Annotated in this window: 24 protein-coding genes; 11 read left to right on the plus strand and 13 right to left on the minus strand. The window is 64.9% G+C overall.

The genetic code is table 11. The annotated features are described in order from the left end of the window. Positions 1-505: 505 nt before the first annotated feature. Entirely contained in the window at positions 506-2,176 is a 1,671-nt protein-coding gene (leuA, locus tag ACODS2_RS10955; protein WP_488998827.1) for a 2-isopropylmalate synthase, read from the minus strand. A 195-nt stretch (positions 2,177-2,371) separates the two neighbouring features. On the opposite strand from leuA, the gene ACODS2_RS10960 reads away from it, so the two are divergent. Then, on the plus strand, positions 2,372-3,511 hold the full coding sequence (locus ACODS2_RS10960; RefSeq protein WP_488998828.1) for an epoxide hydrolase family protein: 1,140 nt from the start codon (positions 2,372-2,374) through the stop codon (positions 3,509-3,511). A gap of 41 nt (positions 3,512-3,552) precedes the next feature. Here the strand turns inward: ACODS2_RS10960 and ACODS2_RS10965 are convergent, their stop codons facing one another. The 6 genes from ACODS2_RS10965 to miaA all read right to left on the minus strand — a co-directional run bounded on the left by ACODS2_RS10965 (position 3,553) and on the right by miaA (position 9,426). Then, positions 3,553-4,221: a YceI family protein gene (locus ACODS2_RS10965; RefSeq protein ID WP_488998829.1), complete on the minus strand. Its 669-nt coding sequence runs from the start codon at positions 4,219-4,221 to the stop codon at positions 3,553-3,555. 70 nt (positions 4,222-4,291) lie between these two features. Then, positions 4,292-4,585, minus strand: coding sequence for an I78 family peptidase inhibitor (locus tag ACODS2_RS10970; RefSeq protein WP_488998830.1), 294 nt, complete (start codon positions 4,583-4,585; stop codon positions 4,292-4,294). Between the two features lie 151 nt (positions 4,586-4,736). Continuing rightward, the gene (gene ilvC, locus ACODS2_RS10975) at positions 4,737-5,756 is read right to left on the minus strand and encodes a ketol-acid reductoisomerase (protein WP_298167267.1); all 1,020 of its coding nucleotides are present in this window, start codon (positions 5,754-5,756) and stop codon (positions 4,737-4,739) included. 179 nt (positions 5,757-5,935) lie between these two features. After that, a complete protein-coding gene (gene ilvN / locus ACODS2_RS10980) occupies positions 5,936-6,457 on the minus strand; it encodes an acetolactate synthase small subunit (RefSeq protein WP_488998831.1) in 522 nt (173 codons plus the stop codon). 13 nt (positions 6,458-6,470) lie between these two features. Continuing rightward, positions 6,471-8,219: a biosynthetic-type acetolactate synthase large subunit gene (ilvB, locus tag ACODS2_RS10985; protein WP_488998832.1), complete on the minus strand. Its 1,749-nt coding sequence runs from the start codon at positions 8,217-8,219 to the stop codon at positions 6,471-6,473. Positions 8,220-8,475: 256 nt separating this feature from the next. Continuing rightward, positions 8,476-9,426 (minus strand): tRNA (adenosine(37)-N6)-dimethylallyltransferase MiaA, encoded by a 951-nt coding sequence (gene miaA, locus ACODS2_RS10990; protein ID WP_488998833.1) that lies wholly within the window; start codon positions 9,424-9,426, stop codon positions 8,476-8,478. Here miaA and serB point away from each other — a divergent pair. Then, positions 9,419-10,327, plus strand: a complete 909-nt coding sequence (serB, locus tag ACODS2_RS10995; RefSeq protein WP_488998834.1) for a phosphoserine phosphatase SerB — start codon at positions 9,419-9,421, stop codon at positions 10,325-10,327. The genes miaA and serB overlap by 8 nt on opposite strands. A 57-nt stretch (positions 10,328-10,384) precedes the next feature. Further along, positions 10,385-11,209, plus strand: a complete 825-nt coding sequence (locus ACODS2_RS11000) for a Coq4 family protein (RefSeq protein ID WP_488998835.1) — start codon at positions 10,385-10,387, stop codon at positions 11,207-11,209. Positions 11,210-11,362: 153 nt separating this feature from the next. On the opposite strand, the gene purL is transcribed toward ACODS2_RS11000, so the two are convergent. From purL to ACODS2_RS11015, 3 genes are read right to left on the minus strand one after another with little or no spacing between them, the layout of a single operon-like run. Next, positions 11,363-13,576 carry a phosphoribosylformylglycinamidine synthase subunit PurL gene (purL, locus tag ACODS2_RS11005; RefSeq protein ID WP_488998836.1) on the minus strand — a complete coding sequence of 738 codons (2,214 nt, stop codon included), beginning with the start codon at positions 13,574-13,576 and terminating at the stop codon, positions 11,363-11,365. A gap of 39 nt (positions 13,577-13,615) precedes the next feature. Beyond that, the gene (locus tag ACODS2_RS11010; protein WP_488998837.1) at positions 13,616-14,275 is read right to left on the minus strand and encodes a hypothetical protein; all 660 of its coding nucleotides are present in this window, start codon (positions 14,273-14,275) and stop codon (positions 13,616-13,618) included. Between the two features lie 6 nt (positions 14,276-14,281). Next, a complete protein-coding gene (locus tag ACODS2_RS11015; RefSeq protein WP_488998838.1) occupies positions 14,282-14,680 on the minus strand; it encodes a DUF2177 family protein in 399 nt (132 codons plus the stop codon). A 61-nt stretch (positions 14,681-14,741) separates the two neighbouring features. Here ACODS2_RS11015 and ACODS2_RS11020 point away from each other — a divergent pair, with 61 nt between their 5' ends. From ACODS2_RS11020 to queA, 5 genes are all read left to right on the plus strand, one after another. Then, positions 14,742-14,999 carry an exodeoxyribonuclease VII small subunit gene (locus ACODS2_RS11020; protein ID WP_488998839.1) on the plus strand — a complete coding sequence of 86 codons (258 nt, stop codon included), beginning with the start codon at positions 14,742-14,744 and terminating at the stop codon, positions 14,997-14,999. Continuing rightward, positions 14,996-15,913: a polyprenyl synthetase family protein gene (locus tag ACODS2_RS11025; RefSeq protein ID WP_298171079.1), complete on the plus strand. Its 918-nt coding sequence runs from the start codon at positions 14,996-14,998 to the stop codon at positions 15,911-15,913. Before ACODS2_RS11020 ends, ACODS2_RS11025 begins: the two co-directional genes overlap by 4 nt. Before the next feature lie 2 nt (positions 15,914-15,915). Further along, positions 15,916-16,437, plus strand: coding sequence for a pantetheine-phosphate adenylyltransferase (gene coaD / locus ACODS2_RS11030; RefSeq protein ID WP_421838869.1), 522 nt, complete (start codon positions 15,916-15,918; stop codon positions 16,435-16,437). A gap of 132 nt (positions 16,438-16,569) precedes the next feature. Further along, positions 16,570-17,292 carry a peptidylprolyl isomerase gene (locus ACODS2_RS11035; RefSeq protein ID WP_488998840.1) on the plus strand — a complete coding sequence of 241 codons (723 nt, stop codon included), beginning with the start codon at positions 16,570-16,572 and terminating at the stop codon, positions 17,290-17,292. Between the two features lie 99 nt (positions 17,293-17,391). Continuing rightward, the gene (gene queA, locus ACODS2_RS11040) at positions 17,392-18,426 is read left to right on the plus strand and encodes a tRNA preQ1(34) S-adenosylmethionine ribosyltransferase-isomerase QueA (RefSeq protein ID WP_488998841.1); all 1,035 of its coding nucleotides are present in this window, start codon (positions 17,392-17,394) and stop codon (positions 18,424-18,426) included. On the opposite strand, the gene ACODS2_RS11045 is transcribed toward queA, so the two are convergent. The 3 genes from ACODS2_RS11045 to ACODS2_RS11055 all read right to left on the minus strand — a co-directional run bounded on the left by ACODS2_RS11045 (position 18,427) and on the right by ACODS2_RS11055 (position 20,420). Continuing rightward, complete coding sequence (locus ACODS2_RS11045) at positions 18,427-19,101, minus strand: lipase family protein (RefSeq protein ID WP_488998842.1); 675 nt, start codon at positions 19,099-19,101, stop codon at positions 18,427-18,429. It abuts the gene before it with no gap. A gap of 244 nt (positions 19,102-19,345) precedes the next feature. Next, entirely contained in the window at positions 19,346-19,582 is a 237-nt protein-coding gene (locus ACODS2_RS11050; protein ID WP_488998843.1) for an HP1242/YdcH family protein, read from the minus strand. 67 nt (positions 19,583-19,649) lie between these two features. After that, entirely contained in the window at positions 19,650-20,420 is a 771-nt protein-coding gene (locus ACODS2_RS11055; RefSeq protein ID WP_488998844.1) for a TSUP family transporter, read from the minus strand. 62 nt (positions 20,421-20,482) lie between these two features. Between ACODS2_RS11055 and tgt the strand changes: the two genes are divergently transcribed. The 3 genes from tgt to ACODS2_RS11070 all read left to right on the plus strand — a co-directional run bounded on the left by tgt (position 20,483) and on the right by ACODS2_RS11070 (position 26,246). Next, positions 20,483-21,610 (plus strand): tRNA guanosine(34) transglycosylase Tgt, encoded by a 1,128-nt coding sequence (gene tgt, locus ACODS2_RS11060; protein WP_488998845.1) that lies wholly within the window; start codon positions 20,483-20,485, stop codon positions 21,608-21,610. Between the two features lie 287 nt (positions 21,611-21,897). After that, positions 21,898-23,865, plus strand: a complete 1,968-nt coding sequence (locus tag ACODS2_RS11065; protein ID WP_488998846.1) for an alpha/beta hydrolase family protein — start codon at positions 21,898-21,900, stop codon at positions 23,863-23,865. Between the two features lie 68 nt (positions 23,866-23,933). Next, positions 23,934-26,246: a penicillin acylase family protein gene (locus ACODS2_RS11070; RefSeq protein WP_488998847.1), complete on the plus strand. Its 2,313-nt coding sequence runs from the start codon at positions 23,934-23,936 to the stop codon at positions 26,244-26,246. Positions 26,247-26,371 lie beyond the last annotated feature (125 nt).

Here is a 26,371-nt window from a genome sequence, read left to right on the forward strand (position 1 = left end):
GCAGCATGGCGGACGAAAGGGAAGGGGGCGACCTCGCCACCCTCGTCATTCCCTCTTACTCATTCGTCATTCCCGCGTTCGGGGATGCCGAAGGGTTGGGGTGGGTGCGCGTGAAGTTGACACAGTTGACACTGTCCAGAGGGAAATAGGCGTTCCCGGAGATTTGGCCTCTATCATACTGATTTTGCGAGATAATGAGCGAAACAATGTCCAGCATGCCGCGAGGAATAACAGACGCGCGCGTCTGTTATTCCGATGGCGGATACACGGTGCCTGTCTTCCGTCCGGCCTTGCGCCGGTGAGGGGCGGGCCGGGTGCGATCCTGGTCGGAACTACGGTTCAAAGAGCGGCGCGGATCATGCCTCAAGTGGGGGTGTGTAGGAAAGAGCCTTGTGGCTCCGGACACCGGGCGCGCGGAAGAGCTTCGGGTATCACCCCTCCGACCCGCCTTCGGCGGGCCACCTCCCCATTTGTGCTGCGCAAAAATGGTGAGGAACTGGGGGCGTTAGCCCGCCGCGTTCGCCGCGCTCAAAATTGCGCGGACGCTGGCGGTGGCGACGTCCTCGTCAATGCCAACGCCCCAGATGACTTTGCCATCGGGGCCAGTGCATTCGACGTAGGCAGCGGCGCGGGCGTCGCTGCCGGCCTGGAGGGCATGCTCGGCGTAGTCGCGCACGTCGATGCTGATGCCGAAGCCGTCCTTGAGGGTGGCGACGACCGAGGAGATCAGGCCATTGCCGCGGCCGGAGACCGAGCGGACTTCGCCATCGACGGCGATCTTGCCGGCGAAGACGCGGGTGCCGTCGGGCGCGCGGGCTTCCTCGTAGTCGACGAGGGTGAAGCGCTGCTCGCCTTCGAGGTGATAGGTCTTCTGGAACACGGCCCAGATATCGCCGGCCTGCAGTTCGCGTCCGACTTCATCGGCGAGGTCCTGCACGTGGCGCGAGAAGTGCGCCTGCATCTTCTTGGGCAGCTTGAGGCCCTGATCCTGTTCGAGCACCCAGGCGAAGCCGCCCTTGCCGGATTGCGAGTTGACGCGGATGACCGCCTCGTAGCTGCGGCCAAGATCGGCGGGGTCGATGGGCAGGTAGGGGACCGCCCACAGTTCATCGTTCTGCGTTTCCCGCGCGGCAAAGCCCTTCTTGATCGCATCCTGGTGGCTGCCGGAGAAGGCGGTGAAGACGAGTTCGCCGCCATAGGGGTGGCGCGGGTGGACGGGGAGTTGGTTGCAGTACTCGACGGTCTGGATGACCTTGTCGATGTCCGAGAAATCGAGGCCAGGATCGATCCCCTGAGTGTACATATTGAGCGCGACGGTGACGAGGCAGCAGTTGCCGGTGCGCTCGCCGTTGCCGAACAGGCAGCCCTCGACGCGGTCCGCACCGGCCATCAGGCCAAGTTCGGCGGCAGCGACGCCGGTGCCGCGATCGTTGTGGGTGTGGAGGCTGATCACTGCGCGGTCGCGGTTCGGCAGGTTGCGGCAGAAGTATTCGATCTGGTCGGCGTAGATATTGGGCGTCGCTGCCTCGACCGTCGCGGGGAGGTTGAGGATGATCGGCTTGTCCGTAGTGGGCTGAAGCACTTCCATCACCGCCTCGCAGCACTCGATGCTGAAATCGAGTTCGGCGGTGGAGAAGGTCTCCGGGCTATATTCGAAGTGCCAGTCCGTCTCAGGGAAACGGGCGGCCTGATCGCGCAGGAACGTCGCGCCGGCGCGGGCGATTTCCTTGATCTCGGCGGGTTCCATGCCGAACACGACCTTGCGCCACAGCGGTGAGACCGCGTTGTAGACGTGGACGATTGCCTGCTTTGCGCCCGCAAGGCTTTCGAACGAAGTCTTGATCAGATCCTCGCGCGATTGCGTCAGCACCTGGATGAAGACGTCATCCGGAATGCGGCCGGAATCGACCAGTCCGCGGATGAAATCATACTCGGTCGCGCCTGCGCTGGGGAAACCGACTTCGATTTCCTTGAGGCCGAGGCTGAGCAGCAGATCGAAGAAGCGCGACTTCTTGTCCGCATCCATCGGATCGATCAGCGACTGGTTGCCATCGCGCATATCGGTGGAGAGCCAGCGCGGGGCCTGCGTGATCGTGCGGCTGGGCCACAGGCGGTTTTCCAGCGGAACCTGCGGGAAGGGGCGGTACTTGACCGAGGGATTCTTCATCATGGACATGGGATGGCTTTCGGATCTGGCAATTGCGACTTCATGACGGGAGACCCTTGGGCGCTGAAGGCGCGCCTATCGGCCGCCTTGCTTCACGCCCAAGGGCGGATAAGTCGCAGGGTAAAGTCCAGAGCGCGGATCATGCGTTTAGCCTATGGTGAAAGGCGCTGCGCTTGTCCAGAATGAATGCAAAAGGAGAGCATGATGTCTGAAGCAGTCGAGCCGTTTGAATACCGCGTTCCGCAGGCGGCGCTGGATGATCTGCATGCGCGGCTCGATATGGCGCGCTGGCCGGAGCGCGAGGCGGTGGACGATTGGACGCAAGGCGTGCCGCTGGCGGCGTTGCAGGATTTCGTGCGCTATTGGCGGCATGAGTATGACTGGCGCAAGTGCGAGAACTGGCTGAACGGGCTGGGGCTCTTCACGACGACCATCGATGGGGTGGCGATCCGGTTTCTGCATGTGAAATCGAAGCATGAGGATGCTGCGCCGCTGATCATGACCCATGGGTGGCCGGGCTCTATCCTCGAGTTTCGCGGCGTGATCGATGCGCTGACCGATCCGGAAGCGCATGGGGGGAAGGCGGCGGATGCTTTTCATCTGGTGATCCCGTGCCTGCCGGGCTTTGGTCTTTCGGGGAAGCCGGAGAAGCACGGCTGGGGCGTCGAGAAGATCGCGAGAGGCTGGGGCGTGCTGATGGCGCGGCTGGGCTATGCGCGGTGGTTTGCGCAAGGGGGCGACTGGGGCTCCATCGTGACGACGCAGATCGGCATTCAGGCCATCGAGGGCTGTGCGGGCATCCACCTCAACATGCCGATTTCGCGGCCGCTGCCGGAAGATATGGCGGACCCTTCGCCGGCGGAGCTCAAGGCGCTGGGCGCGCTGAAGTACTATCAGGATTGGGATTCGGGCTATTCCAAAGAGCAATCCACCCGGCCGCAGACGATCGGCTATTCGCTTGTCGATTCGCCAGTGGGGCTGGCGGGCTGGATCTATGAAAAGATGTGGGCTTGGACCGACCACGACGGCATGCCCGAAAGCGCGCTGAGCCGGGATGCGATGCTCGACAATATCATGCTCTATTGGCTGCCGGCGGCGGGCGCTTCTTCGGCGCGGCTCTATTGGGAGAGCTTTGGCAGCGCGGGCGGCGGGGATATCGCGATGCCCATAGCGGTAAGTGCATTCCCCAAGGAAGTGCTACCGACGCCGCGCAAGTGGATGGAGCGGCACTGCGCCAAGATCGTCCACTGGGGCGAGATGGCCAAGGGCGGGCACTTCGCCGCGTGGGAGCAGCCCGCAGCTTTCGTGGGAGAGCTGCGGACTGCGTTTGCGCTGATGCGGTAGTTTCTAAGCTCTCTCCCTTGAAGGGGAGAGAGCACAGGCAATCAGCCCTTCTTCTCGAAGGCGATGGTGATTTCGAGCTTCACTTCGTCGGCCACCAGCGGGGCGAAGAAGCCGAGGCCGAAATCGCTGCGCTTGATCGTGGATTCGCCGTGGAAGCCGATTGTGGCTGCCTTGTTGAAGAAATTGGTCCCAGCGCCGCTGAACTTCGCGGTGAACGTGGCGGGCTTGGTGACGCCATTGAGTGTGAGGTTGCCCTCGACCGTGGCGCTCAGGCCGTCTGCGCCGGGGATCACCTTGGTCGAGACGAAGACGGCGTCGGCCGCGTTGGCGCCAAAGAAATCGGCCTTGCCGCCATCGGCACCGGGTTTGAGGAGGTGCGCGGTGAGCGCCTGATCTACCGTGACGACCTTCGAGACCGGGATCGTCGCGGTCAGCTTTGCGGCTGCGGGATTGGCGGGATCGAACGTCATCGAACCGCCGAGCTGGCCGAACAAGCCGAAATAATCGTTGAAACCGAGATGGTTGACCCGCCACGCGATCATCGAGTGGGTGGCATCGACGGTGTAGTTACCGGCGGTGACGCGCGACTTGTCGAGCGTGCCCGGGGGCGTGCTGGGCATCTGCGAGAGCGACGGCGCGGCGAGCGCGGCCAGCGCGAGGGGCAGGGCGAGCGTCAGGGTGGTGCGTGCGGCGCGGGGGAAGCGGATCACGGGCGATCTCCGGTGCGAGTGTGCCGGAGTGGCTGCCACAGCAGGATGGCTGATGGCAAGCGCGTCGCGATCAGCCGCAGCGCATGACGGCTATGCGCCCGGTCTCGTCGATGATCACATTGAGCCGATCGGGATTCTGATCGAGCGTGATGGCCTGCCCAGGGGCGATCCAGCGGACGGGATGAGGGCGGGCAACCTGGCCCACGGTGCTGCGCACCTCGGCAATGGCCCGTGCGCCCACAAAACGGGCGGTGAGAGCAAGGCTGCAGGTATCGGGGGCTATGGGTTCTGCCTTCAGGGGCAGGGCTGATGCGGCGCACAGCGGCAGCAATGCGAGCGCCGCCGCGCCAGACCGAAACGTCATTTCTGTGAATTCCCCGATACTTCAAAATTGCCCGATACTTCGAAACTGGAGGTATCGGTTTGGGGGTAAATCCACAATCGCCGGTGGGCGGTTTCCTTATGTCGTTCGTCGAAGGGCGGACCGCACGGGCCCGCCCTTCCGCATTTTCGGATCAGTTCTTGGCCTTGTCGACCAGCTTGTTGGCGCCGATCCACGGCATCATCGCGCGCAGCTGGGCACCGGTCTTCTCGATCGGGTGGGCTGCCGCGGCCTTGCGGGCGGCCTTCAATTCCGGCTGGCCGGCGCGGTTGTCGAGCACGAACGACTTCACGAAGCGGCCCGACTGGATGTCGGCCAGAACGCGCTTCATTTCCGCCTTGGTCTCGTCGGTGATGATGCGCGGACCCGTGGTGATGTCGCCGTATTCGGCGGTGTTCGAGATCGAGTAGCGCATGTTGGCGATGCCGCCTTCATAAAGCAGGTCGACGATCAGCTTGGTTTCGTGCAGGCACTCGAAATAGGCCATTTCGGGGGCGTAGCCGGCTTCGACCAGCGTTTCGAACCCGGCCTGGATGAGGTGGGTGATGCCGCCGCACAGCACGGCCTGCTCGCCGAACAGGTCGGTTTCGCACTCTTCCTTGAAGTTCGTCTCGATGATGCCCGAACGGCCTCCGCCGACACCGCTCGCATAGGCGAGGCCGACATCGTGGGCGTTGCCGGTCGCGTCCTGATGGACGGCGATGAGGCAGGGGACGCCGCCGCCGCGCACGTATTCGCTGCGGACGGTGTGGCCGGGGCCCTTGGGCGCGATCATGATCACGTCGATATCGGCGCGCGGCTCGATCAGGCCGAAGTGGACGTTGAGGCCGTGGGCGAAGGCGAGCGCCGCGCCGGGCTTCATGTTGGCATGAAGGTCTTCGGCGTAGATCGCGGCCTGATGCTCATCGGGTGCGAGGACCATGAGGATATCGGCCCAGGCTGCTGCTTCGGCGTTCGAGAGGACCTTGAAGCCGGCGGCTTCGGCCTTCTTGGCGGTGGCCGAACCGGCACGCAGTGCGATGGCGACGTCCTTGACGCCGCTGTCACGCAGGTTCTGGGCATGGGCGTGGCCCTGCGAGCCGTAGCCGAGGACAGCGATCTTCTTGTCCGTGATGAGGTTCAGATCGCAATCGGCGTCGTAATAGACCTTCATAGTATGCTTCCCTCGCGTCTTGGGCGTCATGCTGAACTTGGTTCAGTATCCATCTTTCCGCCCGCGCTGTGGCCTTCCGTAAGAAGACCGTGCTTGCGGCACGATGGACCCTGAAACAAGTTCAGGGTGACGGGTGTTTGGTGGTTCGGTTGCTGTTGGTTCTCGAATTTCCGTAGTTTCTAAGCCGCCTGCGCGCCGCGGATCATGCCGACGATGCCGGTGCGGCCGACCTCGACGAGGCCGAGCTCCTTCATCAGGCTGACGAAGCTGTCGATCTTCTCGGGCGCGCCGGTCAGTTCGAAGACGAAGCTGCCGGTCGTGGTATCGACGACCTTGGCGCGGAAAACATCGGCGAGGCGCAGCGCCTCGACGCGGTTCTCGCCCTTGCCCGCAACCTTGATGAGCGCGAGCTCGCGCTCGACGTAAGGGCCGACTTCGGTGAGATCGACGACCTTGTGCACGGGCACGAGGCGTTCGAGCTGCGCGCGGATCTGGTCGATCACTTCGGGCGGGCCGTGGGTGACGATGGTGATGCGGCTGACATCATGGCCATCGGTGATGTCTGCCACCGTCAGGCTGTCGATATTGTAGCCGCGCGCGGTGAACAGGCCCGCGATCTTGGCGAGAATACCGGCTTCGTTGTCGACGGTGATGGTGAGGACGTGGCGCTCTGCAGCGGCGATGGTCGTTTCAGCGGTCATGGCTCGGCTCCCCTCAGACCAGCGCCTTGGCGGCGTCGTCCATCGTGCCGGACACGCTGTCACCATACAGGATCATGTCAGTGTGCGCCGCGCCGCTCGGGATCATCGGGTAGCAGTTCACTTCCTTGGCAACGAGGCAATCGACGAAGACCGGGCCGGGATGGTCGATCATCGCCTGGATGCCGGCATCGAGCTCGCTTTCGTCGGTGATGCGGATGCCCTTCCAGCCATAGGCTTCGGCGAGCTTCACGAAATCGGGCAGGCTGTCCGAATAGGAGTTCGAATAGCGGCTTTCGTAGGTCAGTTCCTGCCACTGGCGGACCATGCCCATCCATTCGTTGTTGAGCACGAAGACCTTGACCGGCAGGCGATACTGCGTGGCGGTGCCGAGCTCCTGGATGTTCATCTGGATCGAGGCATCGCCCGCGATGTCGATCACGAGCGCATCGGGGAAGCCGACTTGCGCGCCGATCGCGGCGGGCAGGCCATAGCCCATCGTGCCGAGGCCGCCCGAAGTGAGCCACTTGTTGGGGCCGGAGAAGTGGAAATACTGCGCCGCCCACATCTGGTGCTGGCCGACTTCGGTGGTGATGACCGGATCGTGCCTGCGCGTCAGCTCGTAGAGCCGCTCGACCGCATATTGCGGCATGATCGCCTCGCTCCGGTGCGGATAGGCGAGGGACTTGCGCGCGCGCCAGCCATCGATGCGGGTAAACCATTCGGTGAGGTCCGCCGCTTCGTGGCGAGCTTCGTGCCACGCGCCAAGAAGCTGCTTCAGCACCTTCGCGCAATCGCCGACAATGGGAAGATCGGCGCGCACCGTCTTGTTGATCGAGGCGCGGTCGATATCGATGTGGATGCGCTTGGAATTCGGCGAGAAGGCATCGAGCCGACCGGTGACGCGGTCGTCAAAGCGGGCGCCGATAGCGACGATGAGGTCGGCGCGGTTCATCGCCATGTTGGCTTCATAAGTGCCATGCATGCCGAGCATGCCGAGCCAGGCGGGATGTTCTGCCGGGAAGGCGCCAAGGCCCATGAGCGTGGAGGTGACGGGCGCGCCGGTGAGGGCCTGCAGCTCGCGCAGCAGGGCGGCCGCCTCGGGCCCTGAATTGATCACGCCGCCGCCAGTGTAGAAGATCGGCGCCTGCGCGGCGGCGATCATCTGCACGGCCTGGGCGATATCCTCGCGGGCGGCTTCCAGTTGCGGGGTGTAGCGCGTGCGTTCGCGCAGCGGCTTGCCCGTCCACGGTGCGAGGCCGATCTGGACGTCCTTGGGGATATCGATCACGACCGGGCCGGGGCGGCCCTGCGTGGCGATGCGGAAGGCTTCGGCGACGACTTCGCCAAGCTCGGCCGGGTCCTTCACCAGATAGTTGTGCTTGGTGCAGTGGCGCGTGATGCCGACGGTATCGCATTCCTGGAACGCATCAGACCCGATCAGCGCGGTAGGCACCTGGCCGGTGATGACGACAAGCGGGATCGAATCCATGAAAGCATCGGCAATGCCGGTGACCGCGTTGGTAGCGCCGGGGCCGGAAGTGACGAGCACGACGCCGGGCTTGCCGGTAGCGCGGGCATAGCCTTCCGCGGCATGGGCGGCGCCTGCTTCGTGGCGGACGAGAATGTGGCGAATGCGCTCTTCACCGAACAGGGCATCGTAAATCGGCAGCACCGCACCGCCGGGATAGCCGAACACGCATTCGACTCCCTGTGCAACCAGGCTTTCGACAAGAATCTCTGCGCCGCTGCGCTCGTTCTTCACGCTCAATTCCCTTCCCGGCCCGGTGTTCCCTACTGGGTCTTGCCCCGGATGCCGCTGCGAACCGGCGCGTTAGCCGTGCTGCCGCGCCGTTCAAACCAAAATCTGCCGGATCAAGGGCCGAATCCCACGAAAACCCGGAAAAAATGCGGCCCGGAGCAGAGGCAGACTGCACCGGGCCAAGCATGCCGCGGGTGGGACTGGAGGTCTTACCCGGCGGTGAGTGTGGGGTATACGACATAAAATGCCGCGTCAATCGCTAATCGCGTAATAATGCTTCAATCAAGGTGCCTGATGGGGAATTTTGCAACGTGATGCGCGGCCACGCGGGGGGTGGTTGATGCCTCAGCCAGGTGTATTGCCGCTTGGCATAGCGGCGCGTGGCCTGGCTTCCTGCCGCGATGGCCTCGGCTTCGGAGCACGCGCCGGCAAGAAAATCAGTGACTTCCGGCACGCCGATGGCGCGCATCACGGGGAGGGCGGGATCAAGATTGCGGGCCAGCAACGCCTCGACTTCGGCGAGCGCGCCGCCGCGCCACATCTGCGCGAAGCGGCGGTCGCAGCGTTCATAGAGCCATGTGCGATCGGGCATCAGGATCAGCGGGCGCAGCGCTACGGCGTGGCCGATGCCACCGGTACGCTCGGCTTGCCATGCCGCAAGAGGGCGACCGGTGGAGCGCACGACTTCGAGCGCGCGGGCTACGCGCGCGCTGTCGGCCGGGGCGAGCGCGGCGGCGCGCTCCGGGTCTTCGCGGGTGAGGGCGGCATAGGCTTGCTCCACCGGCAAGGCGCGCACGGCGGCGCGCACCTCGGGATCGATGGCGGGCACGGGGGCGATGCCATCGAGCAGGGTGCGGATGTAAAGTCCGGTGCCGCCGACGAGGATGGGGAGCGCACCTTGCCCGTGCGCGGCGGCGATTTCGGTGCGGGCAGCGGCGGCCCAATCGGCGGCGGTACAGGCCTCGGCCCCGTCCCACGCGCCGAACAGGCGGTGGGGGACGCCGCGCATCTCGTCTGCCGTGGGGCGGGCGCTTAAGACGGTGAGGTCGGCGTAGACTTGCGCGCTATCGGCATTGATGACCACGGCCTTGCCTGTGGCGGCAAGCGCGGTGCGCACGGCGAGATCGCTCTTGCCGCTGGCCGTCGGCCCTGCAATGAGCGCGAGCGGCGGCAGGCTGGCCGCGCTTGAAGGGGAATGATCGGTGCTCATCGCACGGCTGATAGCAGAGCCCGAGACGCTTGGTGACACCTTAGGTGATCGGCTTGCGCTCGCCATGGAGCAGATCGAGGACGCGGGCTGGGAAGTGGCCGGCGCGGGCATGCTCGCGGAAGTCGAGGACGTGCTCGAGATGGAGCTGATCGAGGAAGCGGAAGCGCCCGATGTCGGCGCAGTTCGGCGCATTCTGGACCAGTGCTTCCCGAGCACTGACCTCCTGCTTTCGCGCGAAGCCATCGAAGTGCCGCGGCTGTTTGTCTCGGACATGGATTCGACCATGATCGGGCAGGAATGCATTGATGAACTGGCGGATTTTGCAGGGCTGAAGGAACGGATCGCGGCGATCACAGAGCGGGCGATGCGGGGCGAGCTCGATTTCGAGGCGGCGCTGCGTGAACGCGTGGGGCTGCTGAAGGACCTTTCCGAAAGCGCGATTGCGCAGTGCCTTGAACAGCGCATCCGCCCGATGGACGGTGCGCGCACGCTGGTTGCGACCTTGAAGGCGCTGGGCGCGCGGACGGTGCTGGTGACCGGCGGTTTCCACGCCTTTGCCGATCCGGTGGCGGAGCAACTGGGCTTCGAGCATGTCGTGGCGAACCGGCTGGGCGTGCACGGCGGCAAGCTGACGGGCGACGTGGTCGGCGGGATCGTCGACAGTTCGGTCAAGCGCAAGGTGCTGTTGGATGAGGCAGCGCTGTTGGGCGAGGGCGCGGGTTCGCTGGCGACCGGCGACGGCGCGAACGACATTCCGATGCTGGAGGCGGCGACCCATGGCATCGCCTATCGCGCCAAGCCCAAGGCGCGCGCGGCAGCGGATGGGTGGATCGAGCGGGGCGATCTGACCGCGATCCTTTCGCTTTATGGCATTGCGCGGGAGAACTGGGTGGTGTCTTGACGCGATATTAACACTGGTGTTAGTAGTGCCGCAGAACCTGATTCTGCGGAGGCCTGCGTGAACGCTCTGACTGCCCGTTTCGAAGCTGATACCTCACGCGATTTCCTGCAGCTGCCGCTGTTCGACGAGCGGCGGCCGCAGCTGCGTCTGCGGCCAGCCAAGGCGCTGCACCATTTCCGCGAACTGCTGAAGGACAAGGAAAACACCGAGGAGGTGTTCTACATCTTCGAGGCGCTGCCGTGGCGCGATCTGCGCAAGTCCGGCGAGCGGTTCCTGACTTCGGAGCGCGGCATGGATATCCGGGTGAAGGAACCCGATCTGCCGACGATCCTCGATGATCACGCGGCGCTGCGGCGGATGCCGGAGGGCTCGCTTGCGCATGCCTATTGCGACTTCATGGAGAAGGAAGGGCTCACCGCGGCGGGCCTCGTCGAGGAGTTCCAGCGCTTCGCCAAGGACAAGCCCAAGTATAACGACCAGTTCCAGTGGTACATGAACCGCATGCGAGATGTGCATGATATGCTTCATGTTCTCACCGGCTATGGCCGCGATGCGCTGGGCGAGGCCTGCGTGCTGGCATTCACCTACAGCCAGCAGCCTTCGCCGGCGCACCTGTTCATTGGCTATATGGCTGGGCTCAACATCGGCAAGCAGGTCAAGAGCAGCGCCCCGGTGCTGCGTGCGATCCGCGAGGCGCAAGGGCTGGGCAAGGCTTGCCCGCGTCTGGTCGAGCAATCAATCACCGAACTCTTGCCGCTGCCGCTGCAGGAAGTGCGCCGCCGCCTGAACATCACGCCCGCGATGCATTATCGTGCGGCGCATGCGGTGTGGCAGTCGATGGGGGTCGATCCCTACGACCTGCTGGGCAAGAAGGCGGCGTAAAGAACCCCTCCGCCTTCGCTCCGCTCAGGCACCTCCCCATTTGGGCTTAGCCAAAATGGAGAGGAAGATAGAAGCGCTGCCTGCCTGATCCTCTCCATTTTCCCGCAGGGCAAATGGGGAGGTGGCCTGCCGCAGGCAGGTCGGAGGGGTTCTTTACCCCTCCATCCAATCCTTGAAAAACGCCTCGTTGGCCTCACGCAGCGCCGCGATTTCCACCGCAAACCCCGGGCCGCTGACGGCGGTGCCGCCGGTGGTGCCGATGCGGGTCATCGGGATGCCGGCGGCCTGAATTGTCTCGGCCACCGCGCTCGTCACGATATAGCGGCCCTGATCCTCACCGAAGGCGGTGAAGTGATCGCCGATTTCCTCGAGCATGCAGCCGATACCGCTGGCGAGCGCCATTTCCGCAAGGGCTACCAGCAGGCCGCCGTCTGAAACGTCATGAACTGCGCTGACCTTTCCGGCGGCGATCAGGCTGCGCACGAATTCGCCGTGGGCGCGTTCGGCGGCGAGATCGACCGGCGGGGGCGGGCCGTCCTCGAGGCCGTGGATTTCGCGCAGCCAGAGTGACTGGCCGAGGTGGCCCCCCAAAGTCCCTTCATCGCTGTGGCCGATCACGAAGATGGCCTCGCCGTCCGCCTTGAACGCGATCTTCGCCATGGTTTCATGGTTTTCCATGAGGCCGACGCCGCCGATCGCTGGGGTGGGGAGGATGGCGGAGCCGCCACCGGTCGCCTTGCTCTCGTTGTAGAGCGAGACGTTGCCGCTCACGATCGGATAGTCGAGCGCGCGGCAGGCTTCGCCCATGCCGCGCAGGGCTTCGACGATCTGGGCCATGATTTCGGGGCGCTGGGGGTTGGCGAAGTTCAGGCAATTGGTGATAGCCAAAGGCTTGGCGCCGACCGCCGAGATATTGCGGTAGGTTTCGGCCACAGCCTGCTTGCCGCCTTCGTATGGGTCGGCAAAGCAATAGCGCGGGGTGCAGTCGGTGCTCATCGCGAGCGCCTTCTGCGTGCCGTGGATGCGCACGACGGCGGCGTCACCGCCCGACTTCTGCAGCGTGTCCGCGCCGACTTGCGAATCATACTGCTCCCAGATCCAGCGGCGGCTGGCGAGATCGGCGCTGCCGATAAGCTTGAGGAGGTCCGCGCCCAGGTCCGCGCTTGCGGGCACGTTCCCGAGCGGCTTCACCCCGGCCCATGCCTTGTAGTCCGCAAGGCTCAGCGCCGGACGATCATAGAGCGGGGCATCTTCGGCAAGGGGTCCGAGCGGGATGTTGCACACCGTCTCGCCCTGGAAGGTGAGGACCATGTGCCCGGTATCGGTCACTTCGCCGATGACCGCGAAATCGAGTTCCCACTTCTTGAAGATCGCCTCGGCCATGGCTTCCTTGCCGGGCTTCAGCACCATGAGCATGCGCTCCTGGCTTTCCGAGAGCATCATCTCGTAGGGCGTCATGCCCTCTTCGCGGCACGGCACTTTGTCCATGTCGAGCACGATGCCAGCCTTGCCGTTGGTCGCCATTTCGACCGACGAGGAGGTAAGGCCAGCCGCGCCCATGTCCTGGATCGCGACGATGGCGTCGGTCGCCATGAGTTCGAGGCACGCTTCGATAAGGAGCTTTTCGGTGAAGGGATCGCCGACTTGCACGGTGGGACGCTTGGCTTCCGAATCCTCGCCGAAATCGGCGCTGGCCATGGTTGCGCCGTGGATGCCGTCGCGCCCGGTCTTGGAGCCGACGTAGACGATCGGATTGCCGATGCCGGTGGCGGCGGAATAGAAGATCTTGTCCTGATCGGCGACGCCCACAGTCATCGCGTTGACGAGGATGTTGCCGTCATAGGCAGGGTGGAAGTTGGTCTCGCCGCCAACGGTCGGCACGCCGACGCAGTTGCCATATCCGCCGATGCCCGCGACGACGCCCTGCACGAGGTGCTTCATCTTGGGGTGATCGGGCCGGCCGAAACGCAGCGCGTTCATGTTGGCGACCGGGCGCGCGCCCATGGTGAACACATCGCGCAGGATGCCGCCCACGCCCGTCGCTGCGCCTTGGTAAGGCTCGATGTAGGAGGGGTGGTTGTGGCTCTCCATCTTGAAGATGGCGGCGAGCTTGGTGCCGTCCGGCCCGTCGCCGATATCGATCACGCCCGCGTTCTCGCCGGGCCCGCAGATGACCCAAGGTGCTTCGGTCGGCAGCTTCTTCAAGTGGATGCGGCTCGATTTGTAGGAGCAGTGCTCCGACCACATCACCGAGAAGATGCCGAGCTCGACGAGGTTCGGCTCGCGCCCCAGCGCGTGAAGCACGCGGGCGTATTCTTCCTCGGACAGCCCGTGGGCGGCGACGGTTTCTGCGGTGATCTCGGCCATGCGGGGGGCTTTAGCGACGGAGCGCGGCCAAGGCGAGTCTCAAGAGAAGCGGTTTTGCCGGGTTGATTGCAGCCAAACGCCAAGCGCCGAAATCAGAACGTAGGCAAACAGCGCGGTCAGCGGCAGGCTGGCATCGACCACAGTCGTGCGAGCGCCGAACCAGTCGATCGATTGAACCAGCGCGAGCACCACGGCCAGCACGCCCAGCGCCCATCGGGCGCGCGGCGAAACAGGCCGCGTGCGCCAGACATAGAACGCCAGCGCGCCGTAGATGAGAGCGAGTTCCAGCGGCTTTTCGACCAGCGGCAGGTCCCACAGTCCCAACCCGAGCAGGGGCGGCGATCCCGCCAGCGTGAGATCGGGCCGATGGACGAGAAGATCGAGCAGCCAGTGCGAGAGCACTGCGGCGGCGGCGAGCAGAGCGGCGGCGGCGCTGCGCCAGATCAGCCAGACCAGTGCCGCAAAGCCTGCCGCCCATACGCCGGTGCCGAACAGGCTGTGCGTATAGGGCATGTCGTAGAGATCGAGCCAGTTGCTGGCGGTGATCCCCGGCACCATGCGGAAATGCTCGATGCCGAGAAGGGCGAAGGTGAAGAAGCCGAAATCGATGAGCTGGGTGCCGACCATCAGCACACCGAGCGGCGGAGCCTTGCGCGCCGTGGCGGCGATGAAGGCGGGGGCAAAATGGCCGACGAACATGGGGCCTCAGCCGGCGAAAGCGCGTGCGGCCCAAGTGGCGGCAACTGCGGCGGTCATGGTGGCGAAGGCGCCCCAGCAGACATCAATTGCGGTCACGTAACTTGGCCAGCGGGCGAGCGTGGCCTGATTGGTGAAATCGTATGTCGCGTAGCACAGCGCGCCGAGCAGGGCGCCGTTGAGCGCTGCGGCGCCAAGGCCCCCTGCTATGCCGGGACGGATCGCGAACCAGACCATGCCGCCAAGGTAAACGAGGTAGAAAATGCCCGCTGGCGCAAGGCGGAAGGTGGGGGCGAGCAGGTCTCCGAGTGCCGGCCGGTAGAGGTTTGGCCCGGCCCAGCCGAGCCACAGCGCATCGAGCGCCCCGAACACGAGGGCCGCCACGACATAGGCGATTACGAGTTGCATCCACGGTCTCCCTGCCTCGAAGCTTGACCGGCTGCGGCTCGCCCGTCAATGCTGGCACGCGATGGTAGACCAACCCGACATCGGCTCGCTGAGTTTCGAGGAAGCCCTGAAAGCGCTGGAGGATATCGTCCGCCGGCTGGAAAGCGGCGAGGCGCCGCTCGACGAATCAATCGACCTCTACGCGCGGGGGGATGCGCTGCGCGCGCATTGCCAGAAGCGCCTGGATGCGGCGCAGGCGCGGATCGAGGCGATTGTCACGGACGGGCAGGGACGCGCTGCGGGCATCAAGCCGTTTGATGAAGGAAACGCCGGGGCATGACCGCGATGGAACGGACGGGGCCCTGGCAGGACCTGCTGCGCCCGGCGCTGGTGCGCATCGCCGAGGATATCGACAGCAGCTTCGATGCGCTGCTGCCGCTGGCGAACGACCCGCGCGATAGGCTGATCGAGGCGATGCGCTATGCCGCGATCGGCGGCGGCAAGCGGCTGCGCCCGCTGCTGGTGCTGGCCACCGCCAGCCTGTTTGGCGCGGACCGCTCCATGGCGATCCGGGTGGGCACCGCGATCGAGGCAATCCACGTCTATTCGCTGATCCACGATGATCTGCCGTGCATGGATGACGACGCGCTGCGCCACGGCAAGCCGACGCTGCATGTCGCCTTCGATGAGGCGACGGCAGTGCTGGCGGGAGACGCGCTGCACGACTTTGCCTTCGAGGTGCTGTCTGATCCCAACCTGTCGGGCGATCCGTTCGTGCGGATCGAACTGGTGCGCACGCTGGCGCTCGCCAGCGGCATGAACGGCATGGCCGGCGGGCAGATGATGGATATCGCCGCCGAGACCGCTTCGTTCGATCTGCCGACGGTGACCCGGCTCCAGCAATTGAAGACCGGCGCGCTGCTGAGCGCGGCGGTGGAAATGGGCGCTATCATCGGGCGCATTCCGGCCGAGGGGCGCTCGCACTTGCGCGGCTATGCCCGCGATATCGGGCTTGCCTTCCAGATCGCCGACGATCTGCTCGATGCCGAGGGCGACGAGGAAGCGGCGGGCAAGGCGCTGCGCAAGGACGAGCAGGCGGGCAAGGAGACCTTCCTTTCGCTGCTCGGGCCGGAGCGGGCGCGCGAGCAGGCGCATATGCTGGTCGAGCAGGCGGTGCAGTTTCTGTCCTCCTATGGGGAGGAAGCGGACCTGCTGCGTGCGCTGGCATGGTTCATTGTCGAAAGGGATCGGTAGAAATGGGAGAGGCGGGAAGCAGGATCGGGGTATACCCCGGCACGTTCGACCCGATCACGCTGGGGCATCTCGATATCATTCGCCGGGGGGCAAAGCTGGTCGACAAGCTGATCATCGGCGTGACGACCAATCCTTCGAAGAACCCGATGTTCACGCCCGAGGAGCGCATGGCCATGGTCACGCGTGAAGTGGCGGCGCAGGGGATCGAAAACGTCTCGGTCATGGGCTTCAACGCGCTGCTGATGAAGTTTGCCGAGAAGCAGGGCGCAAGCGTGATCGTGCGCGGGCTGCGCGCGGTGGCGGACTTCGAGTACGAATACCAGATGGCCGGCATGAACCAGCAGCTCAACGACGGCATCGAGACGGTGTTCCTGATGGCCGACGTCAGCCTGCAGCCGATCGCTTCCAAGCTGGTCAAGGAAATCGCGCTGTTTGGCGGCGACATTCACCGGTTCGTTACGCCGACAGTGCGTGATGAAGTGGTGGAGCGGGTGGAACGCCAGGGGAGGCTTGGCGACTACTGAACGCGGCCCGGTGAACGCGGCCCGGTGAACGCCGGGCCGGGGGCGATTTGTTCATTGCGGCGTCATCGCCGGGGGGCTATCCGGCGCACATCGGCAGATCTGATCGGCCAGAGTGATTAGGAATTGGGTTTGATGGCATCGCGTTTGTTCACCAGGATCACGCTCGGGCTCGCGCTCGGCGCGGCGCTCATCGCCCCGATTTCGCCGGCCATGGCCCAGCGCCCGCCGGAGAAGGAAGCGATCAAGCCGATCAAGATCGATCCGATCCAGCATGCGCAGACGATCATGTATGCCGTCGATGCCGATATCTCGCATGATCCCGACAACGTGCTGCTGCTCGATCTTTCGAACGGCGGGCGCGTGGCGATCCGGCTCATGCCGGAATGGGCGCCCCACCATGTCGAGCGGATCAAGACGCTGACCAAGGAAGGCTTCTACAACGGGGTGATCTTCCACCGCGTGATCGAGGGCTTCATGGCGCAGACCGGCGATCCCACTGGCACCGGGCAGGGCGGTTCGAAGCTGCCGGACCTCAGTGCCGAATTCAACGATATCCCGCACTTGCGCGGCACCGTTTCGATGGCGCGCACGGAAGAGCCGAATTCGGCTAACAGCCAGTTCTTCATCGTGTTCTATCCGCGCTTCGCGCTTGACCACAAATATACCAACTTCGGGCGGGTGATCGCGGGGATGGATATCGTCGATTCCATCGTGCGCGGCGAGCCGCCGAAGAATCCGACCAAGATCGTGCAGGCAAGCTTGGCGTCCGAGGGCAAGGCCCCGCCGCCGCCGCCCGCGCCGGCTGCGCCCGCAGCGTTTACCGCAGACATGCTGAGCAATTCCCAGTCCAACTGAGGGTTGCTGGCGCGGCTTGGCGCGAGGGTTTGTCATTTAGTTTGTCCGCACGCCCGCTGAGCTTGTCGAAGCAACGCAGCGGCGCTAGCAGCCATACCCATGCGTGTAGACCTGTTTGATTTCGAGCTTCCGCCCGAGCGCATTGCGTTGCGCCCCGCCTCTCCGCGCGATTCGGCCAAGCTGCTTGGCGTGGGGGCGCAAGGGCCGTTCACCGATGCCGCGGTGCGCGATCTGCCTACATTGCTGCGCGCGGGCGATGTTCTGGTATTCAACGATACGCGGGTGATCCCGGCGCAGCTGGACGGCGAAGTCGGCAATGCCCGGATCGGCGCGACCTTGCACAAGCGGATGGACCTGCGCCGCTGGCAGGCCTTCGTGCGCAACGGGCGGCGGCTGAAGCCGGGCGTGGTGGTCACGTTCGGCGCGGGCGTGACGGGAACCGCCGAGGAGCGCCATGCCGACGGCAGCTGGACGCTGGCGTTCGGCGGCGAGGAGCCGGTCGAGGTGCTGCTTGAGCGGGCGGGCACGATGCCGCTGCCGCCCTATATCGCGGGCAAGCGCGCGGTCGATGAGCGCGACCGCGAGGATTACCAGACGATGTTCGCAGCAGAAGACGGCGCAGTGGCCGCGCCGACCGCCGCGCTGCACTTCACGCCCGAACTGATGGCCGCGCTCGCCCAGGCGGGCGTGCTGCATGAGACGCTGACCCTGCACGTGGGGGCGGGCACGTTCCTGCCGGTCAAGGCCGACGATACCGACGACCACGCGATGCACGCCGAATGGGGCCGGATCGAACCCGAAACGGCGGCGCGGCTCAATGCTGCCCGCGCCGCCGGAGGACGCATCATCGCGGTAGGCACCACCAGCTTGCGCCTGCTGGAAAGCGCGGCGGATGAAGCCCGCGTGATCCACCCCTTTGCGGGCGATACCAGCATCTTCATCACGCCGGGCTACCGCTTCCGCGCGATCGATGGGCTGATGACCAACTTCCACCTGCCCAAATCGACGCTGATGATGCTGGTCAGCGCGCTGATGGGGCTGGAGCGGATGCAGGCGGCCTATGCCTATGCCATCGCCAATGATTACCGCTTCTATAGCTACGGCGATTCCAGCCTGCTGATCCCAGCGGGCTGACTAGAAGGGTTGTTCTAACCCCCTTGATGCCCCGGGGCCCGAGCCAAGCCACGCGACGATCGGGGGTAATAAATGGGCGCTGAAGCCCATAGCGCCCGTGTCAATTTGGACTACCGTCCCCAGATGCTTGCCGATCATCTGGGTGCCTTTCGAAATTGGGTCCCACTTATTGTTGATGTTGAAGAACTGCTTTGGATTGCTGATTGATACCCCCATCTGGGAAACCGTCGGACCATTGATCGCCACACCCTGAAGACCCATTTTTGCCGCGATGATCTGAGCAAGGCCACCACCCAGAGAATGACCGACCAGCATGACTCGACTGTTTGGCCCGGCAAAATACTGTGCTTGACGTGTAAACTCTATTGCCCCCGCAACTTGGTCTAGCAGTCTTTGTCTTGCTGCGAGCAAAAGAATGCCAAGGAGTTTTGATTGTGTGCCCAAAACTGCTGTCAAACCCATTCCGGCAAAACCTATATCAGCAAACTTATCGCCGGAATCTGTAAGCTCCGATTCATCGGTGTCGGTGCCGGCAAAAGCAACGATCACATCCTGTTTTCCGCTACTTGCCACCGTATACCGTGCTGCCTTGAAACCGCTCGGCAACTGACCAAAGTACACGCGTGTATATGTCGGAACTAACGGGTCATTGGCATAGTATGCTGCGTCTGCCATTCGAGCGAAATCCAGATACGTCGGTCCCGGCATACATCCTGCTCCCACATCATTCCCATTTGGACGAGAAGTGAAAGGGATTTAAGTATAGTCTGCTTCCTAGCTTGACAAGTGCTTGCCTTGCTAGCGGTTATAGTCTGCTGGCGATCTGCCGCTTCTGGTCGAGAACATACTTAAGTTGCTGGAAATGCACTATTTGCAATTACAGCTTTGGGGTGAAACTTGGGAAACTGACGGAATCAGCCTAGGCCGCGACCATCTCTGCCACGGCATCGAGCACGGTGAGGCGCTGCTTCTTGAGGTCTTCGAGGTGATGGTCGGAGGTCGGCTCGATCCCGGTTTCGGCGCGGTGGATCGCCTTGTCGAGCTGGTAGTAGGCATCGCTGAGCTTCTGGAAATGCGCGTAGCCGAGCTTTAGTGCGTGGAGCTTTGCGGCGGCATCCGGAAATGCGGCGGCAAGATCGTGGGCGGAATGGCTCATGGGTGGTCTCCTCGTTGGGGTCTGGGAGGAGCCTAGCAGGACGGGAGGGGCGGCGAATTGCGGCCGGTCAATTCGCGAACCAGCTCCACACCAGTTTGCCGGTCAGCGCCAAGCTGGCGGTGACGAGCAGCGGGCGGATCAGCGCCGCGCCGTAGCGGGTGGCAAGCCGCGTGCCGATCATGGCGCCCACCATCGAGCCTGCGCCCATGCAGATACCGAGCAGCCAGATGACCTGCCCGCCCAGCGCAAAGACCACGAGGCTGGCGACATTGCTGGCGAGGTTGAGCAGCTTGGTGAGGCCCGTGGCGCGGGTGAGGCCGAGGCCGCGCAAGGCCACCAGCGTGGCGGCGAAGAACTGGCCGGTGCCGGGGCCGAAGAAGCCATCGTAGAAGCCGATGCTGCCAGCGACGGGGAGATAGGCCCCTTCGGAGAGGCGCGGCTTGCCCGGTGCATCGCCCATACGGGGGGAGAGCAGGGTGTAGAGCGCAGCGCCCATCAGCAGCAGGGGTACGACGAGGCGCAGGACTTTGGCATCGAAGTGCTGGATGACGAGCGCGCCTGCGCCTGCGCCGAGGAAAGCGGCGATCGTGGCAGGCAGATTGGGGCGCAGCTTGAACAGCCCGGCGCGGTGATAGCGCGTGGTGGCCACAGTAGCGCCCATGGCAGACTGCAGCTTGTTGGTGCCGAGCATGAGGTGCGGCGGCAGCCCGGCGTAGATCAGCGCCGGAAGCGTCAGAAGCCCGCCGCCTCCCGCAATGGCATCGATGCAACCCGTCAGCACGGCAAGGGCGGTCAGCGCGGGATAGAGCCAGGGGGCGAGGACGAAAGCTTCGTGCATTTGCGCCCCATGGCGTTTGTGCGTAAGGCGCACAACCTCTCCCGCACCCGAGAACTTGCGCAATGACCCGCTTTTCCTTCGCCGTCCACGCCACCGATGGCCGTGCCCGCACCGGCGCGATCACGATGCAGCGCGGCACGATCCGCACGCCCGCGTTCATGCCGGTGGGAACGGCGGGCACGGTCAAGGCGATGAAGGTGGAGGATGTCGCGGCGACGGGTGCCGACATCATCCTCGGCAACACCTACCACCTGATGCTGCGGCCCGGCGCGGAGCGGATGGCGCGGCTGGGCGGGCTGCACAATTTCATGCGGTGGGACAAGCCGATCCTGACCGACAGCGGCGGCTATCAGGTGATGAGCCTTTCCGACTTGCGCAAGATCACCGAGGAAGGCGTGACCTTCGCAAGCCATATCGACGGTTCGCGGCACAACCTTACGCCGGAGCGCAGCATGGAGATTCAGCGGCTGCTGGGTAGCGACATCGTGATGGCTTTCGATGAGTGCCCCAAGATCGACCAGCCGCGCGACGTGATCGCACGCAGCATGGACATGTCGATGCGCTGGGCAAAGCGCAGCCGCGACGGCTTCGATGCGGGCGGCGCGCATGCTGAACGCGCGGCGCTGTTCGGCATCCAGCAGGGCGGGCTCGACAAGGAGCTGCGTGCGGCGAGCGCCGGGGCGCTGCGGGATATCGGCTTCGATGGCTATGCCATCGGCGGGCTGGCGGTGGGCGAGGGGCAGGAGGCGATGTTTGCCACGCTCGATTTCGCGCCGGGCCAGCTGCCGGAGGATCGTCCGCGCTACCTCATGGGCGTTGGCAAGCCCGATGACCTTGTCGGCGCGGTGGAGCGCGGGGTCGACATGTTCGACTGCGTGCTGCCGACGCGTTCGGGCCGCAACGGGCAGGGCTTCACCTGGGACGGGCCGCTCAACATGCGCAACGCGAAGCACGCCGAGGATATGGGGCCGCTCGATCCGGAGTGCACATGCCCGGTGTGCGCCAAGTATAGCCGGGCCTACCTGCACCACCTCCACAAGGCGGGCGAGATGCTGGGCGCGATGCTGCTGACCGAGCACAACCTCTCGTTCTACCAGCAACTGATGGCCGCGATGCGCGGCGCGATTGCCGAGGGGCGGTTTGCGGCCTTTGCGGCGGGGTTCCGGGCAAGATATCTGGCGAAGCGCTGAATTCAGGTCAGGTTGACACAGTTGACACGGTCCTGAGGGGAAACTCCGACCCCTCTTTTCGCACGCAAACGGCACCAGCGTTGACAGCGCGGCGAGCGGGTTTCTTCACGGTTTCACAGAGCAAGGCTGCACCCTAACGGGCCGGGCTTGTGTAGGACAGCGCCTTGCGTTGCCCAGCGTTCGCGCGGGTTCCATATCGGCGCTGTTCGCGCTTGCATGGCGGCAGTCTTGCGATGAGGATGCGATGGCTTTTCCGGGGGAGGCCAAGCTTGCGCATTGCGTTGTGGATGATGGGATTGAGCGCCGCGAGCCTGTCCGGCGCGGGCAGCGCGCTGGCTCAGGCGGACGAGGGCGCCATGATCGCGGCGAAGTTTGGCGCGCTTGAATCCGTGCGGCAGATCAGCCTTTCGACCGATGGCTCCAAGATTGCCTACGTCGCGCCGCAAGGTGATGGCGGGGCACGGCTTATGGTCGTCGATCTTGCGGGAGACGGCGTGCCCAAGGCGGTGCTGGCTCAGCGGCCCGGGCCGGAGACGCTGCGGTCTTGCAGCTGGGCCACGGCGACGCGGCTCGTCTGCCGCAATACCACCGTCTATGACTACGGCGGTTATCTGCTTCCGATCAGCCGCCTCTTCGCGCTCGACAGTGATGGCGGGAATGTCCAGCGCGTTTCGGCCGGGACCGGCAGCGATACGCTGGGCTCGGTGGCGCTGACGGGCGGATCGGTGATCGACTGGGCCGCTGTGCCTGGCAAGCCGGGTCGCATCCTCGTGACGCGCTTCTTCGTGCCGCAGCAGGCCTCGCAAGTCGGCATCAAGCGCGATGTGACGGGCTTCGGGGTCGAGGAAGTCGACGTCACCAGCCTCTCGCGCCATACCGTCGAGCGGCCTGTTGCCGAGGCCAGCGAGTATATCAGCGACGGCCATGGCAATGTGCGCATCATGGGCGTGCAGCCCATCGACGGGAATGGCGATCGGCGCGGACAGGTCACTTATTCGTTCCGCCAGCCCGGATCGCGCGAGTGGCAGAGCCTTTCGAAGGTAAGGCTCGATGCATCCGGCCGGGAGGAGGGCTTCAATCCGTTGGCGATCGATGCGGCGCGCAACGTGGTCTATGGCTGGCAAGCGCTGAACGGGGCGCAAGCGCTCTACACCATGGCGCTCGACGGGTCGGGCAAGCAGGAGCTGGTGCTGGCGCGCGATGGGGTCGATGTCGACGGTCTGATCCAGATCGGGCGCGACCAGCGTGTGGTCGGCGCGAGCTATGCAACAGACCGGCGCATGGTCGAGTTCTTCGATCCCGCGCTCAAGAAGCTTGGCGCGGGGCTGGGCAAGGCGCTGCCGGGGCAGCCGAGCGTGGCCTTCATGGATGCAAGCGACGACGGCAAGTTGCTGCTGCTGGCATCGAGCGACGTCGATCCGGGGACGTTCTACCGCTATGACCCCGCAACCCGGCAACTCGCGCCGCTGCTGCCGGTGCGCGCGGAGCTGGCCGGCGTGACGATGGGCACGATGAAATCGGTGACCTATCCGGCGGCGGACGGGACGATGATCCCGGCCTATCTGACGCTGCCGCCAGGCAGTTCGGGCAAGAACCTGCCCGCCATCGTCATGCCGCACGGCGGACCATCTTCGCGCGACGAGTGGGGTTTTGACTGGCTGGTGCAGTTCTTTGCGGTGCGCGGATATGCAGTGCTGCAGCCGAATTTCCGCGGCTCTGCGGGCTATGGCAGCAACTGGTACCAGCGCAATGGCTTCCGTTCGTGGCGCACCGCAATCGGCGATGTCAATGATGCGGGCCGCTGGCTCACGGCGCAGGGCATCGCCGCACCGGGCAAGCTGGGAATCGTGGGCTGGTCCTATGGCGGGTATGCCGCCCTGCAAAGCTCGGTGCTCGATCCCGAACTGTTCAAGGCAATCGTGGCAGTGGCGCCGGTGACCGATCTGCAGCGGCTACGTGTAGACAGCAGCAAGCTTGGCCGCGACTTCATCGGAGAGGGGCCGCAAGTGACCGAGGGATCGCCGGCGCAGAATGCCAGCCGGATCAAGGCCCCGGTCCTGCTGTTCCACGGCGATCACGACGTCAATGTCGATATCGCGCAATCGCGGATCATGGAGGACAAGCTGCGCGCGGCGGGCAAGGCGGTGACACTGGTGACGTTCCCCGGGCTCGATCACCAGCTGTTCTCCGCAGCAGCGCGCACGCGGGTGCTGGCGGAGAGCGATGCGTTTCTGCGGAAGGCCATGGGTTTCTAGCTCGGGAAAGCGATTGCCTTCCGGGCCCTGCCGCAGCACCTTGGTATCCGGTGAGGATGGGGGGTGTGATGCGGCGGATTGGGGTTGTGCTGGCAGGGCTGCTGGCGGCGGTTTCGGGCACGGCGGTGATGGCGCAGGAGGTGCCGCCTTCGGTGGTCCGCGAGGCTCGGGTGGTGCCGGGGCTGCAGGCGGCCGGCGAGATCGTGATCGACCGGGCAGGCATTCCGCATATCTATGCCGAGTCGGCGCGCGACGGGTTTTTCCTGCAGGGCTATGCCGTGGCGCGTGACCGGCTGTGGCAGATCGACTTGTGGCGCAAGCGCGGGCTGGGGCGGCTTTCGGCGAGTTTTGGGCCAGCCTACGTGGCGCAGGACCGGGCGGCGCGGCTGCTGCTGTATCGCGGGGATATGGTCAAGGAATGGGCGGCCTATCCGGCGGCAGCGAAGGGTTGGACCGAGGCGTTTGTGTCCGGAATCAATGCCTTCGTTGCCGATGTTGAGGCGGGGCGGCAGCCGATGCCGGTGGAGTTTGCCGCGAGCGCCAGCCGGCCCGAGCGCTGGACGGCGGACGATGTCGTGCGCATTCGCTCCAATGCGCTGGCAAGCAATCTGGCCTCCGAGGTCGACCGGGCGCGGGCGCTGTGTGGCGGGGCCGGTGCCTATGAGTCGATGCGCGCGCCGCTGGAGCCAGCGACGCACAAACTGGTGATGCCCAAGGGGCTCGATCCGTGCAGCATCCCCAAGGACGTGCTGGACGAATACCTGCTGGGCACGAGCGAGGTGCGCTTTGATGGCAAGGCGCTGGCCCTGGCACCGCGCGATCCCGAAGTGCAGGAGGGATCGAACAACTGGGTGATCGCGCCTGCCCGTAGCGCGACGGGGCGGGCGATCATGGCCAACGATCCGCACCGCACGCACAGCGTGCCGAACTTGCGCTATCTTTCGCATATCGACACGCCCGAGCTGAAAATTGCGGGTGCGGGCGAGCCGGCGCTGCCGGGGATGAGCCTGGGGCACAACGAGGATGCGGCCTGGGCGCTGACGATCTTTGCCATCGACCAGCAGGACCTGGTGGTGAACCCCAAGGGCACGAAGTTGACCGAAGTGCGCGAGAGCATCGCGGTGAAGGGCGAGGGCCCGCGTGAGGTCGTGCTGAAGTTCACCGCAGATGGCCCGGTGATCCATGAGGATGCGGCCAGTGGGCGCAGCTTTGCCTTGCGCGCGACGGGGAACCAGCCGGGCGCTTCGGCCTATTTCAACGCGGCCTGGGCCTTTACGGCGAAGAGCTGGGAGGACTTCCGCGCGGCGCAGACACACTGGGGGGCGCCGCCGCTCAACCTGCTCTATGCCGACAGGGGCGGCACGACGGGCTGGATGGCGGCCGGGTTCGTGCCGAAGCGTGCGGCGGGCGACGGGCTGCTGCCGGTGCCGGCGGGTAAGGCCTATGGCTGGAATGGGCTGCTCGACGGCGCGCTGATGCCGGCGATCAAGGACCCGGCGCAGGGGTGGTTTGCGACGGCCAACCAGTACAACGTGCCGACGGGCTATCCGCATATGCTGGGTCTCGAATGGTCCAATCCGAGCCGGATGGCGCGGATTACCGAGGTGATCGCGGCGAAGCCCAAATTCGGCATCACCGATGCGATGGCGCTGCAGAACGACGTGACTTCGCCCTTTGCGCGGCGGGTGGTGAAACTGCTGGGCGGGCTTGAAGGGAGGACTGTGGATGAGACAGGCGCGCTGACGCTGCTGCGCGGCTGGGATGGCGGGCTCGGCGCGGAGAGCGCGGCGGCGGCGCTCTACGAGATCTGGGCGCGGCGCTATCTGCCACAGGCCGCGGTGAAGGCGATCGTGCCTGAGGCAGCGCGGGAAGCGATCGGCACAGTTGCGCTGAACGGCGTCGTTCAGACGCTTGAGGAAGGCAAGCTGCCGGCGCAGCTCAGCCATGCGATCCTGCTCGATTCGCTGGGGAGCGCGTGGGCCGAGACGACGCGGCGGCTGGGGCCGGATTCGGCGCAGTGGCGCTGGGGCAAGCTCCATGTCGCGGATTTTCGTCCGGCGCTCGCCATTCCAGGCCGCGAGAGCGAGCAGCGGGTGGGGCCGCTGGGGATCGGCGGCGGGTCTTCGACCCCCAATGCCGCAAGCTGGTCGGGCGATTTCCTGCTGACGGCCGGGCCTTCGGTGCGACTGGTTATGGACGTAGGCGCGTGGGACAACAGCGTGGCGATCAACACGCCGGGGCAATCTGGCGATCCGGCGAGCCCGCATTACCGCGATCTGTTCGCGCGCTGGGCGGGCGGGGCTTATGTGCCCTTCGTGTGGAGCCGGGCGCGGGTGTTGCAGGAAGCGGAGCGGATCATCGCGGTGACGCCGGGGGAGTAGGGCTTTACCCCTCCGTCAGCCTTGTGGGCTGACACCTCCCCATTTGCACTTCGTGAAAATGGGGAGGATCTGAAACGAAAAAAGGCGGGGTGTTCGCCCCGCCTTCTTCGTGTTCTGTATTTAAC

The sequence above is a fragment of the Novosphingobium sp. FG137 genome, assembly GCF_057809735.1.

Excerpts from the sequence above, each read along its gene's own strand:
- ACODS2_RS11050 (WP_488998843.1), bottom strand. The coding sequence starts at position 19,582 with ATGAGCCATTCCGCCCACGATCTTGCCGCCGCATTTCCGGATGCCGCC.
- ACODS2_RS11025 (WP_298171079.1), top strand. The coding sequence starts at position 14,996 with ATGACCGCGATGGAACGGACGGGGCCCTGGCAGGACCTGCTGCGCCCG.
- queA (WP_488998841.1), top strand. The coding sequence starts at position 17,392 with ATGCGTGTAGACCTGTTTGATTTCGAGCTTCCGCCCGAGCGCATTGCG.
- ACODS2_RS10960 (WP_488998828.1), top strand. The coding sequence starts at position 2,372 with ATGTCTGAAGCAGTCGAGCCGTTTGAATACCGCGTTCCGCAGGCGGCG.
- leuA (WP_488998827.1), bottom strand. The coding sequence starts at position 2,176 with ATGTCCATGATGAAGAATCCCTCGGTCAAGTACCGCCCCTTCCCGCAG.
- tgt (WP_488998845.1), top strand. The coding sequence starts at position 20,483 with ATGACCCGCTTTTCCTTCGCCGTCCACGCCACCGATGGCCGTGCCCGC.
- ilvN (WP_488998831.1), bottom strand. The coding sequence starts at position 6,457 with ATGACCGCTGAAACGACCATCGCCGCTGCAGAGCGCCACGTCCTCACC.
- ACODS2_RS11010 (WP_488998837.1), bottom strand. The coding sequence starts at position 14,275 with ATGTTCGTCGGCCATTTTGCCCCCGCCTTCATCGCCGCCACGGCGCGC.
- ACODS2_RS11020 (WP_488998839.1), top strand. The coding sequence starts at position 14,742 with ATGGTAGACCAACCCGACATCGGCTCGCTGAGTTTCGAGGAAGCCCTG.
- ACODS2_RS11070 (WP_488998847.1), top strand. The coding sequence starts at position 23,934 with ATGCGGCGGATTGGGGTTGTGCTGGCAGGGCTGCTGGCGGCGGTTTCG.
- coaD (WP_421838869.1), top strand. The coding sequence starts at position 15,916 with ATGGGAGAGGCGGGAAGCAGGATCGGGGTATACCCCGGCACGTTCGAC.
- ACODS2_RS11045 (WP_488998842.1), bottom strand. The coding sequence starts at position 19,101 with ATGGCAGACGCAGCATACTATGCCAATGACCCGTTAGTTCCGACATAT.
- ACODS2_RS11035 (WP_488998840.1), top strand. The coding sequence starts at position 16,570 with ATGGCATCGCGTTTGTTCACCAGGATCACGCTCGGGCTCGCGCTCGGC.
- purL (WP_488998836.1), bottom strand. The coding sequence starts at position 13,576 with ATGGCCGAGATCACCGCAGAAACCGTCGCCGCCCACGGGCTGTCCGAG.
- ACODS2_RS11065 (WP_488998846.1), top strand. The coding sequence starts at position 21,898 with ATGATGGGATTGAGCGCCGCGAGCCTGTCCGGCGCGGGCAGCGCGCTG.
- ACODS2_RS10970 (WP_488998830.1), bottom strand. The coding sequence starts at position 4,585 with ATGACGTTTCGGTCTGGCGCGGCGGCGCTCGCATTGCTGCCGCTGTGC.
- ACODS2_RS11055 (WP_488998844.1), bottom strand. The coding sequence starts at position 20,420 with ATGCACGAAGCTTTCGTCCTCGCCCCCTGGCTCTATCCCGCGCTGACC.
- ilvC (WP_298167267.1), bottom strand. The coding sequence starts at position 5,756 with ATGAAGGTCTATTACGACGCCGATTGCGATCTGAACCTCATCACGGAC.
- miaA (WP_488998833.1), bottom strand. The coding sequence starts at position 9,426 with ATGAGCACCGATCATTCCCCTTCAAGCGCGGCCAGCCTGCCGCCGCTC.
- ACODS2_RS11015 (WP_488998838.1), bottom strand. The coding sequence starts at position 14,680 with ATGCAACTCGTAATCGCCTATGTCGTGGCGGCCCTCGTGTTCGGGGCG.